The organism is Rhodococcus sp. NPDC057014 (assembly GCF_042673295.1).
In the GTDB taxonomy this organism is placed as follows: domain Bacteria; phylum Actinomycetota; class Actinomycetes; order Mycobacteriales; family Mycobacteriaceae; genus Rhodococcus_F.
The window spans coordinates 1-10,912 of record NZ_JBHUSF010000309.1; the positions used below are offsets into that span (position 1 = coordinate 1).

Sequence of the window (10,912 nt, forward strand, 5' to 3'; positions counted from 1 at the left end):
GCAACTGCGCCTCGGTCAACCGCAGCGTGTCGACGTCCGCCGGATCACCGTCCGGCAACGCCCCCTGAGTTCTCTCCCCGTCCCCCATGCATCAAAACTAGTTCGAACACCAGTTCGAGTCAAAGGGGTTCCCTCAGTTCGTCTGTGCCGATGCACGTTCAGCACGGCACACCCCCTGCGCTGCAGGGACGCGCAACTGTGTGTCCAGGCAATTGGACGTTGCCATCCGCGCTTCCCGGTCTACGTTCAGCAAGCGAAGCATGAGTACGAATACGTACGACCGTCGAAACGGGCGGGTGGCCGGTCTCCGATAGCGGCGTCTTGCCCTGCTTCAGGTACCGGGCCAAGGGCAACTGGGGGACACTGGTGTGCCCGTCCGAATTGGCGTGCAGCGTCTTCTCCCTGGACCGAGGGCGTCGAACAGGTCCAGAGCCTGTTGATGTGCGGTGTGACCACGGCTGAGCCCTCCGTGGTGGCGTGCCGGGCTCGGGCCACCAGTTGGGGATACGTCATGTGCGGTCCGCCGGGGTGGCCGGCCAGCATCAGCGGTGCCGGTGCGGGAGTTGTTCCTTGGGAGTATCTTTCGTGTATTTCTGCTAATCTTGCCGGGGTACGTGCCTCAATCAACGGGCATCATCCATCATTTTCACCTCGAGGGAGACGTTGTGGCGCACAGTCGTTACAAGGTTCGGGAGATCGCGCAGCAGGCGGGCCTCAGCGAGGCGACGGTCGACCGCGTGCTCCACAACCGCCCGGGGGTGCGTGAGGGAACCCGCGCAGAAGTCGCGCAAGCGATCGCTGACCTGGACAAACAGCGTTCCCAGCTACGGTTGGCCGGGCAAAAGTACCTCTTCGACGTCGTCATGCAGGCGCCGCCCCGATTCTCCGGGGCGTTCCGCGAAGCGGTGGAGGCTGAACTGCCGTCCCTCGCCCCCGCGGTGGTCCGCACCCGGTTTCACTTCCGGGAGACCGGCTCGGTGCCTGCCATGGTCGAGACACTCGACAAGCTCGTCACACGCCCCTCGCAAGGTGTCATCGTCAAGGCGCCCGACACCACCGAGGTCTCCGACGCCATCGACCGGCTCACCGAGGCGGGGATCCCCGTCGTCACCTACGCCACCGACGTGCCGAACAGCAGTCGGGTCGGCTATGTCGGAATCGAGAACCGGGCGGCCGGGGAGACAGCCGCCTACCTGCTCGCGCAATGGCTGTGCGACAGCGCGTCCAGTGTCCTCGTCACCCTGAGTAGCAACGCGTTTCGCGGCGAAGAGGAGCGCGAGATGGGATTCCGCGGTGCGCTGCGCCGCTCGGTCGGTGTCGGGGGGACCGGCTCTCAGCGCACACTGATCGACATTTCCGAGAGTGAGGGCCTCGACACGACGGTGGAGCGTCTCGTCCTCGACGCACTCGAACGCAACCCGGACATCGAGGCGGTCTACTCGATCGGTGGCGGCAACATGGCGACCGTGCGCGCCTTCGAGAAGCTCGGCCGCCGCTACCGCGTGTTCATCGCCCACGACCTCGATCGGGACAACAAGCAATTGCTCCGGGACAAGAAGATCTCGGCCGTCCTCGATCACGACCTGCGGTCGGACGCGAACCTGGCCTGCCGCATGCTGATTCAGGGACGTGGCGGGCTGTCGGGTGTGACCACGGTGATGTCGCCGATCCGGATCATCACTCCCTACAACATGCCCTGACGGTGACTCAGGACCGGGGATGGGTCGCCTAGCGCCGGAATTCGTGGGTGAGTGCTTCGAGTTCGTCGCCGCCGGCCATTTGCTGGGTGAGTTCTTCGAGGCTGATCTCGTCGAAGGTGCAGTCCAGTTTCTGCCGGCCGCGGCCCAGGAGCACGAAGTGGTCGCCGACCATGTAGGCGTGGTGCGGGTTGTGGGTGATGAACACCACCCCGAAGCCTTGTTCCTTGGCGGCGGAGATGTAGCGCAGCACCATCCCGGACTGCTTGACACCCAGGGCTGCGGTGGGCTCGTCGAGGATCAGCACGCGGGCGCCGAAGGAGATCGCCCGGGCGATCGCCAGGCACTGGCGTTGACCACCGGAGAGCGAGCCGATGGGGGCGTCGACGTCGGGCAGCTCGATGCCCATCTCCGACAGCTCCGACATCGTGGTGGCGCGCATACCGTTCGCGTCGAGGGATTTGAGCGGTCCCTTGCGCAGTTCCTGGCCGAGGAAGAAGTTGCGCCACACCGGCATCAGCGAGACCACCGCCAAATCCTGGTAGACGGTGGCGATGCCCTTGGACAGGGCCTCCTTCGGGGAGTCGAACACGGTGGCCTCGCCGTCGACGAGCAGCTCGCCCTCGCTCTGCTGGTGCAGCCCGGCCATGATCTTGATCAGGGTGGACTTGCCGGCGCCGTTGTCGCCGAGCACACCGGTGACCTCCCCGGCTTTGACGCGCAGGTTGATGTCCTGCAGGGCGATGATGTTGCCGTACTGCTTGCCGACGTGTTTCAGTTCGATCAGCGGGATCTTGCCGCCCCCACCGGGTTCGGTATCGACGGGCATCTGTTCGATGGTACTCATACTGGTCACCTCTTGGCGGCGTAGTTGCGGAAGGCGTTGTTGGCGATGACCGCGAACAGCAGCATCGCGCCGAGGAAGAACTTGAACCAGTCCGGGTTCCAGCCGGCGTAGACGATGCCCTGGTTGGTCATGCCGAAGATGAACGCGCCGATCGCGGCGCCGATCGCGGTGCCGTAGCCGCCGGTGAGCAGGCAGCCGCCGATCACCGCGGCGATGATGTAGAGGAACTCGTTGCCGATGCCTTGGCCGGATTGGACGGTGTTGAACGAGAACAGCAGGTGCATGCCGACGAACCAGGCGGCGAACCCGACGGTCATGAACAACCCGATCTTGACCCTGGTGACCGGGACGCCGATGGCGCGGGCGGAGTCCTGGTTGCCGCCGACGGCGAAGATCCAGTTCCCGATCCGGGTCTTGAACAGCACCCAGGTGGCGATCGCGGTGAACAGCAGCCACCAGATCACGGTGATCCGCACCGACACCCCGGCGACGGTGAACGAGGACGCGAACACCTTCTTCGCCGAGTCGAAGCCCTGCATGTCCGAGACGGAGGGGGTGGCGACCTGCCCGGTGATCAGTTTGGTGACCGCCAGGTTGATGCCGGTGAGCATCAGGAACGAGCTCAGGGTGATCAGGAAGCTGGGGATTTTCGTTTTCATCACCAGGTAGCCGTTGAAGAACCCGACCGCGAGCGAGACGATCAGGGCGAGGGCGGCGCCGGCCCACAGGTTCAGGTGCAGGTTGTAGGCGATCATCGACGCGGCCAGGGAGCTGGTGGTGACCGCGACGCCGGCGGAGAGGTCGAATTCGCCGCCGATCATCAGCAGGGCGACCGCGCAGGCCATGATCCCGATGGTGGAGGATGCGTAGAGGACGGTGGCCAGTGCCTCGGGGCTGCGGAACGGGGGTGCGACGACCATGAAGAAGACGAAGATGGCGATCGCACCGAACAGGGAACCGATCTCTGGGCGGACCAGCAGCCGTTGCAGGCGTTTTTGCTCCTTCACCCTCTCGTCGTGGACGACCTTGTGACTGGCAAGGTCCAGATCTTGCTGTGTGGACATGATTTCCTCTCCGCGCCGGTGGATCTCAGCGTTGTGCGGTGCCGGCCGGTCCTGCGACCGGGTCGATGGTGTCGGTGACGGTGTGTGCGAGAGATGGACCCACCGGGGTCCGGATCGTGTGTCCTGTCATGTGAATCGACCGCCGGTCAGCGGGTGCCGGCCTTGGCATACTCGGCGACCTTGTCGATGTTGGTCTTGTCGATGAACGACGGCCCGGTCAGGGTGGGCCCGCCGCCGCCGATGACGTTGCCGTTGTTCAGGTAGAGCCACAGCGAGTCGATGGCCAGGTAGCCCTGCAGGTACGGCTGCTGGTCGATCGCCCACTGCACGCTGCCGTCGGAGATGGCGTCGACGAGGGCCGCGTTGGTGTCGAACGTGAAGACCTTGGCCGGGCTGCCCGCGTTACCGACGGACTGGACTGCGGTGAGGGCGATCGGGGCACCGAGCGCGAGCACGCCGTCGATGGACGGGTCCTGCTGGAGTTTGGCGGCGATCGTGGAGTTCACCGACGGCATGTCCTCGCCGTTGACGTTGAGCGTCTCGAACGTGCCGCGGAACGTCTGCTTGGCGCCGGCGCAACGGGATTCGAGCTGAATCTGGCCCTGCTGCTGGATGACGCAGATGACGTGCTTGGCGCCGTCGTCGTTCAGCCGGTTGCCCGCGGCCTGGCCGGCGATGGTCTCGTCCTGCCCGAAGTACTGGGTGACGCCCATGTCCTTCCACGCGCCGTATCCGGCGTTGAACGCGGAAATCGGGATACCGGCGTCCTGCGCACTCTTGACGGCGGGCGCCATCGCTTCGGGGGTGGCGAGGGTGAGTGCGAGACCGTCGACCTTGGAGTCGATCGCCGTCTGCACGAGGTTGGCCTGGTTGGGGGCCTGAGGATCGGAGGAGTACTTCAGTTCGACGTTGTCCTTGTCGGCGGCATCCTGCGCACCGGTGCGGATCAGGTCCCAGAACGTGTCGCCCGGCGCCGCGTGGGTGACCATCGCGATCGTGATGCGCGGGGTGTCGGCGCTGCCCGCGCCGATCCCGGAGCCGCTGCTGTCCGGCTTGCCGCCGGTGCTCGAGCACGCCGCGAGGCTCATCACCAGGGCACTCGCGCAGGCCAGCACTGCCACGCGACGCCGATTGGGGAAGTTCATCTGTTTTTCCTCTCGGGGGGACGAACGGCTCGTTGACGTCTTGGCCGTGTGCCTTAGATGTAATACGCGTCACACCCGAAAGTCAATAGTTTGTCTGGACATTAGGACCACATATCAAATGCGCGGGCGCACGGGTCACCGCTGTCGGCCCGGAGATCGAGCGGAAATGCCGAGAGATGTGGGCGCGCTCAGCGCGTGACCGATGCCCCGGCGTCGCGCGGCAGGCGCAGCGTGTCGACGACCGTGCCGAGCATCAGCACGCCCAAAAGGACGAAGGTCCAGGAATATTCGGATCCGAACCCGTGCTCGGACGACGTCGCCAACGGCGTGAACGCGGTGAGCGCGAGAGCCGCGAGCGCGATCCCGAGGCCGGCCGCCAGTTCCTGCACCGCGGCGTTGAGAGTGTTCGCGTGCGTGAGGTCGGCGCGATCGACGTCGGAGAACGCGAGACTGTTGTACGCGGTGAATCCGACCGAACGCAGGGCTCCGCTCACAAACAGGACCGCGGCGATGACGGGTATCGGGGTCGACGAACTCAGTGCGGCGAGCATCCCGAAGCAGCCCACCGACAGCAGCGCGTTGACCAGCAGGATCGGCCTGATGCCGAAGCGCCGCATCAGCGGCGTCGTGCAGGGTTTGATCGCGATGTTGCCTGCGAACAGCGCGGCCACGAGCAGACCCGCGAGAAAAGGCGTCCAGCCGAAGCCGAGCTGGAACTGCAGTGGCAGCAGGAAGGGCACGGCCGTCACGATCAGGCGGTAGAGCGAACCTCCGGTGACGGTGGTCCGCAGCGTCCGGACGCGCAGCACGCGGACGTCGACGAGTGGGTGCGGAGTCCGGACGAGATGGACCGCGGACGCGAACAGCAGGACGACCGCGACCACTCCTCCGACCGCGACCCGCCGCCAGTCCGTTCCGGTCACACGGATGCTTTCCAGGGCGATCAGCGCCGCCGCGATCCCCGTTCCGACCCCGAGCAGGCCCCGCCAGTCCAGCTTCCTCGCCGACCGCGAGCCGGCGCCGTGAACCAGCTTGAGCGACAGCAGGATTCCGAGGACGCCGATGGGGATGTTGATGACGAAGATCCACCGCCACGAGCCCACCGTGGCGATCGCGCCGCCGAGCAGGGGCGCGATGACGGGCGCGGCGAGCGCGGGCCAGGTGAGCAGGGCTATCGCGCGGACGAGATCGCTCTTCGTGCTCGACCGCAGCACCGCGAGCCGTCCGACCGGCACCATCATGGCGCCGCCGACTCCCTGCAGCACCCGCATCGCGACGAGCATCGGCAGGGACACGCTCGCGGCGCACCCGATGGACGCCAGGGTGAACACGGCGATGGCGGCCACGAATACCCGGCGGGTCCCGAACCGGTCGGCGACCCACCCGCTCGCGGGGATGAGGACTGCGACCGTGACGAGGTAGGCGGAGATCGCGATGTTGACGTCGACGGGGTCGACGGCGAACGAGTCGGCGATCAGCGGGACCGCGGGGGCGATGATGGTGGCGTCGAGGATCTCCATGAAGAGGGCGCCCGCCACCAGCAGGGCCATTCCCCGGGGGAACGACGTCGCGCGCCCCGTCCTAACGATCGACAACGGTGGTGTCGAAGTAGTACCGGGACGCCCGGTAGCAGTGGCTGCCGAACTCGACGGCGCTTCCCGAGTCGTCGAACGCGGTCCGGTTCATCGTGAGCAGCGGCGCCCCGGTCTTCTCGTCGAGGAGTGACGCCTCCGCCTTGCTCGCCGCTTTCGCGCCGATGCGTTGCCGGGCGAGGCGAATGTGCACGCCGCGGGCGCGGAGCGCGTGGTAGAGACCGTGCGCCTCGAGTTCCTCGGGGTCCGGCGCGAGATCCACGGGGATGTGGTTGGTCATCAGTGCGAGCGGTTCGCCGTTGGTGCTGCGGAGGCGCCGGATGGACGCGACCTCGCTGCCGGGTTGCAGGTTGAGTTCGGCGGCCACGTCCTCGGCAGGCACGGCGACCTGGTAGTCGAGGAGTTTGGTGGTCGGGCTCTGCCCCGCGCGGGCGAGGTCGTCGAAGAGGCTGGTGAGCTCGACCGGCCGGTGCACGGCGCTTTGCACGACCTGCGTGCCGACGCCGCGTTTGCGAACGAGCAGTCCCTTGTCGACGAGTTCCTGGATGGCGCGGCGAGTGGTCGGGCGCGACAGGTTCAGTCGTTTGGCGAGCGCCAGTTCGTTCTCGAAGCGGTCGCCGGGCGCGAGTTCCCCGCCGATGATCGCGTTCTCGATCGTCTGCGCGAGCTGGAAATACAGCGGAACCGGGCTCGATCTGTCGAGCTCGACTGCGAGTGGTGCACCCACGGACAACTCCGATCCTCGTGCGCGTGGCGACGTCCGCCGCCGCCGATCTTTCCGGCAGTGTATGCGAACACTAACACCAGATTGACTTCAAGTAATAATGTCAGGACAAAGTCTTGACAGGAGCCGGTGATGGGGAGCACAGTTTCAACCAGACCTCGGCGCCCTGCGCAGACCACCCACAACGACCTATTCGGGAGTCAGCCTTGACCACCAACCAGACGCAACCCAACCGGAACGGATTGGACGTCCTCGCCATCGGGCGCTGCGGTGTGGACATCTACCCATTGCAGACCGGCGTCGGACTCGAGCACGTCGAGACGTTCGGCAAGTTCCTCGGCGGAAGCGCCGCCAACGTCGCCGTCGCCGCCGCCCGCCTCGGCTGCCGCAGCGCGCTCATCTCGGGCGTCGGCAACGATCCGTTCGGACGCTACGTCCGCACCGCACTCACCGATCTCGGTGTCGACAACCGGTACGTCGGCATCGACACCGACCACCCGACCCCCGTCACGTTCTGCGAGATCTTCCCGCCGGACGACTTCCCGCTGTACTTCTACCGCAAGCCGGTCGCCCCGGACCTGCAGGTGAAGCCCGCAGACCTCGACCTCGACGCGGTCCGTGACGCGAAGCTGTACTGGTCGACCGTCACCGGACTGTCCGAAGAGCCCAGCCGCAGTGCGCATTTCGCCGCTTGGGAGGCTCGCGGACGCCGCAGCCACACCGTCCTCGATCTCGACTACCGCCCGATGTTCTGGTCCTCCCCCGCCGAGGCCACCGCGCAGGTGCAGCGTGCTCTCCAGCACGTCACCGTCGCGGTCGGCAACCGCGAGGAGTGCGAGATCGCGGTCGGCGAGACCAACGCGCACAAGGCCGCCGATGCGCTGCTCGACCTCGGCGTCGAACTGGCCATCGTCAAGCAGGGCCCCAAGGGAGTGCTCGGCAAGACCCGTACGCAGTCCATCACGGTGCCGCCCAACGAGGTCGACGTCGTCAACGGCCTGGGCGCCGGCGACAGCTTCGGCGGGTCGCTGTGCCACGGCCTGCTCGCCGGGTGGCCGCTCGAGAAGATCCTGCGCTACGCCAACGCCGCGGGGGCGATCGTCGCCTCCCGGCTCGAATGCTCCACCGCGATGCCGACGGCCGACGAGGTCCGTGAGCTCGCCGAATCCACCGCTTCGGAGGCTGTCAATGTCTGAAACTCTCGCTCACCGCGCAGTCTGCGCGTCCTACGCCGACGTCACCGAGGTACGCGCCAGTGATCCGGCCGCCATCGACCGTGCCTGGGCGACCCGCATCGCCCGGCCGACGGTGCGCGGCAACGGCCGGCTCATGATCGTCGCCGCCGACCACCCCGCCCGCGGCGCGCTGGCGGTCGGCGACCGCCCGACCGCGATGAACAGTCGCACCGACCTGCTCGACCGCCTCCGCACCGCGCTGCGCAATCCCGGCGTGGACGGCGTGCTCGCCACCGCCGACATCCTCGACGATCTGGTGCTGCTCGGCGCACTCGACGACAAGGTGGTCATCTCGTCGATGAACCGCGGCGGCCTGGCAGGCGCCAGCTTCGAACTCGACGACCGGATGACCGGCTACAGCGCGGCAGGCACCGCGAAGGCCGGCATGAACGGCGGAAAGATGCTGTGCCGCATCGATCTCGACGATCCGGGCACCCTCTCCACCCTCACCGCCTGCGCGGAGGCCGTCGATTCGCTGGCCGCGGCCGGGCTGATGGCGATGGTGGAACCGTTCCTGTCGCGGCGTGTCGACGGCAAGGTCAAGAACGACCTCAGCGCCGACGCCGTGATCAAGTCGATCCACATCAGCCAGGGCCTGGGCTCCACGTCCGCCTACACCTGGATGAAGCTTCCGGTGGTCGACGAGATGGAACGCGTCATGGACGCGACGACGCTTCCCACGCTGCTGCTCGGCGGAGACCCGCAGACGGCCCCCGAGGAGACGTTCGCGAGCTGGGCGAAGGCCCTCGCACTGCCGTCGGTCCGCGGCCTGATCGTCGGACGCACCCTGCTGTACCCGCGGGACGAGGACGTCGCCGCCGCGGTCGACACCGCCGTATCCCTCGTTCACTGACGCACGCCGGAGAGGCCCACGATGAACAGCAAGTACTACGTACCGGTCGGTTCCGCGGCCACCGGGCCGTTCGACCTCGAGGTCACCCCCGAGTCGGCGGGCTGGACGGAATCGAGCCTCCGGGTGCTCACCCTGGCACCCGGCGGGTCGGCCGAACTCACCACCGGCGACGACGAGATCATCGTCGTGCCGCTGGCCGGGTCGGCGTCGGTGTCGAGTGAGGGCACCGAGTTCGCGCTCACCGGGCGCCGGTCCGTGTTCGACGGGCCGAGCGACTTCGCCTACGTGGGACGGGACTCCGCCTACGCGGTGGCGAGCGCGACCGGTGGTCGTTTCGCACTGTGCGGCGCCCGCGCCCGGCAGAAGTTCCCGTTCCGGTACGTTCCGGCCACGGACGTGTCCGTCGAACTGCGCGGGGCGGGCAACTGCAGCCGGCAGGTGCACAACTTCGGCACCGCCGACCGGTTCGAGGCCGATTCGATCATCGCGTGCGAGGTCATCACTCCCGGCGGCAACTGGTCGTCGTACCCGAGCCACAAGCACGACGAGAACAGCGACGTCGAATCCCAGCTCGAGGAGATCTACTACTTCGAGATCGCCGAAGCAGGCGACACCGCAGTGGATTTCGGCGGCACCGGATTCGGCTACCATCGTGTGTACGGCACTCCCGAGCGGCCCATCGAGGTGCTCGAAGAAGTGCGATCCGGCGACGTGGTCCTCGTCCCGCACGGCTACCACGGACCGTCGATCGCCGCCCCCGGACATCACATGTACTACCTGAACGTGATGGCCGGGCCGGGTGAAGAACGTTCCTGGAACATCTGCGACGACCCGGCACACACCTGGCTGCGCGGCAGCTGGGAACACCAGACCGTCGATCCCCGCCTCCCCCTCCACGCACCGTCCGAAGGAGCATGACCGTGGTGTCCACCGCGCCGATGTCGGCGAGCAAGAACCCCAACGCCGAGGGCACCGTCCACCTCACGGTGGCTCAGGCGACCATCCGATTCCTCGCCAATCAATACGTCGAGCGGGACGGCGAACGCACCAAGTTCTTCGCCGGCTGCTTCGGCATCTTCGGCCACGGCAACGTCGCCGGTCTCGGTCAGGCGCTGCTGCAGGCCGAGATCGACGCCGTCGAGGCCGGCACCGAACCGGAGCTGCCGTACGTCCTCGGCCGTAACGAGCAGGCGATGGTGCACAGCGCGGTCGCATACGCCCGCCAGAAGGATCGCCTGCAGACGTGGGCCGTGTCGGCCAGCGTCGGGCCCGGTTCGACCAACATGCTGACCGGTGCGGCGCTCGCCACCATCAACCGGCTGCCCGTCCTCCTGCTTCCCGCCGACACGTTCGCCACCCGCGCGAGCGCACCGGTGCTGCAGGAACTCGAACTGCCGTCGAGTGGGGACGTCACCGTCAACGACGCGTTCAAGCCGCTGTCGCGCTACTTCGACCGCGTGTGGCGACCGGAGCAGTTGCCTTCGGCGCTGCTCGGCGCGATGCGCGTGCTGACCGACCCCGTCGAGACGGGCGCAGCAACCGTCGCCATCCCGCAGGACGTGCAGGCGGAGGCGTTCGACTGGCCCGAGTCGATGTTCGCCGAGCGCACGTGGCGCGTCGCCCGGCCGCTCCCCGAGAAGTCGGCGATCGCACGGGCCGCGGACGTCATCCGGTCGGCGAAGAAGCCGCTGATCGTCGCGGGCGGTTTAATAATATACTCCGGCGCCACCGAGAAGGTTTCCTATTTTGTAGATT

General features: G+C 67.1%; 10 protein-coding genes. 5 read left to right on the forward strand and 5 right to left on the reverse strand.

Going from position 1 to position 10,912, the window contains the following annotated elements; genetic code table 11:
- The first annotated feature begins 665 nt into the window (after window positions 1-665).
- Window positions 666-1,700 carry a LacI family DNA-binding transcriptional regulator gene (locus tag ACFTZB_RS36950; protein ID WP_378439538.1) on the forward strand — a complete coding sequence of 345 codons (1,035 nt, stop codon included), beginning with the start codon at window positions 666-668 and terminating at the stop codon, window positions 1,698-1,700.
- 28 nt (window positions 1,701-1,728) lie between these two features.
- Here the strand turns inward: ACFTZB_RS36950 and ACFTZB_RS36955 are convergent, their stop codons facing one another.
- From ACFTZB_RS36955 to ACFTZB_RS36975, 5 genes are all read right to left on the reverse strand, one after another.
- The gene (locus ACFTZB_RS36955; RefSeq protein WP_378439540.1) at window positions 1,729-2,544 is read right to left on the reverse strand and encodes an ATP-binding cassette domain-containing protein; all 816 of its coding nucleotides are present in this window, start codon (window positions 2,542-2,544) and stop codon (window positions 1,729-1,731) included.
- A gap of 5 nt (window positions 2,545-2,549) precedes the next feature.
- On the reverse strand, window positions 2,550-3,608 hold the full coding sequence (locus ACFTZB_RS36960; RefSeq protein ID WP_378439542.1) for an ABC transporter permease: 1,059 nt from the start codon (window positions 3,606-3,608) through the stop codon (window positions 2,550-2,552).
- Window positions 3,609-3,754: 146 nt separating this feature from the next.
- Window positions 3,755-4,753 (reverse strand): substrate-binding domain-containing protein, encoded by a 999-nt coding sequence (locus ACFTZB_RS36965; RefSeq protein WP_378439544.1) that lies wholly within the window; start codon window positions 4,751-4,753, stop codon window positions 3,755-3,757.
- A gap of 188 nt (window positions 4,754-4,941) precedes the next feature.
- A complete protein-coding gene (locus tag ACFTZB_RS36970; RefSeq protein WP_378439555.1) occupies window positions 4,942-6,303 on the reverse strand; it encodes an MFS transporter in 1,362 nt (453 codons plus the stop codon).
- Between the two features lie 31 nt (window positions 6,304-6,334).
- Window positions 6,335-7,072: a GntR family transcriptional regulator gene (locus ACFTZB_RS36975; protein WP_206010677.1), complete on the reverse strand. Its 738-nt coding sequence runs from the start codon at window positions 7,070-7,072 to the stop codon at window positions 6,335-6,337.
- Between the two features lie 203 nt (window positions 7,073-7,275).
- Between ACFTZB_RS36975 and iolC the strand changes: the two genes are divergently transcribed.
- The 4 genes from iolC to ACFTZB_RS36995 all read left to right on the forward strand — a co-directional run.
- Window positions 7,276-8,265, forward strand: a complete 990-nt coding sequence (iolC, locus tag ACFTZB_RS36980; protein ID WP_378439547.1) for a 5-dehydro-2-deoxygluconokinase — start codon at window positions 7,276-7,278, stop codon at window positions 8,263-8,265.
- Window positions 8,258-9,157 (forward strand): aldolase, encoded by a 900-nt coding sequence (locus tag ACFTZB_RS36985; RefSeq protein WP_378439549.1) that lies wholly within the window; start codon window positions 8,258-8,260, stop codon window positions 9,155-9,157. The genes iolC and ACFTZB_RS36985 overlap by 8 nt, the downstream gene beginning before the upstream one ends.
- A gap of 21 nt (window positions 9,158-9,178) precedes the next feature.
- Window positions 9,179-10,075 carry a 5-deoxy-glucuronate isomerase gene (gene iolB / locus ACFTZB_RS36990; protein WP_378439551.1) on the forward strand — a complete coding sequence of 299 codons (897 nt, stop codon included), beginning with the start codon at window positions 9,179-9,181 and terminating at the stop codon, window positions 10,073-10,075.
- Window positions 10,072-10,912 (forward strand): thiamine pyrophosphate-binding protein (locus ACFTZB_RS36995; RefSeq protein ID WP_378439552.1); only part of this gene is annotated, 841 nt, incomplete at its 3' end. The genes iolB and ACFTZB_RS36995, both read left to right, overlap by 4 nt.

Excerpts from the sequence above, each read along its gene's own strand:
- ACFTZB_RS36985 (WP_378439549.1), top strand. The coding sequence starts at position 8,258 with ATGTCTGAAACTCTCGCTCACCGCGCAGTCTGCGCGTCCTACGCCGAC.
- iolB (WP_378439551.1), top strand. The coding sequence starts at position 9,179 with ATGAACAGCAAGTACTACGTACCGGTCGGTTCCGCGGCCACCGGGCCG.
- ACFTZB_RS36965 (WP_378439544.1), bottom strand. The coding sequence starts at position 4,753 with ATGAACTTCCCCAATCGGCGTCGCGTGGCAGTGCTGGCCTGCGCGAGT.
- ACFTZB_RS36955 (WP_378439540.1), bottom strand. The coding sequence starts at position 2,544 with ATGAGTACCATCGAACAGATGCCCGTCGATACCGAACCCGGTGGGGGC.
- ACFTZB_RS36960 (WP_378439542.1), bottom strand. The coding sequence starts at position 3,608 with ATGTCCACACAGCAAGATCTGGACCTTGCCAGTCACAAGGTCGTCCAC.
- ACFTZB_RS36970 (WP_378439555.1), bottom strand. The coding sequence starts at position 6,303 with ATGGCCCTGCTGGTGGCGGGCGCCCTCTTCATGGAGATCCTCGACGCC.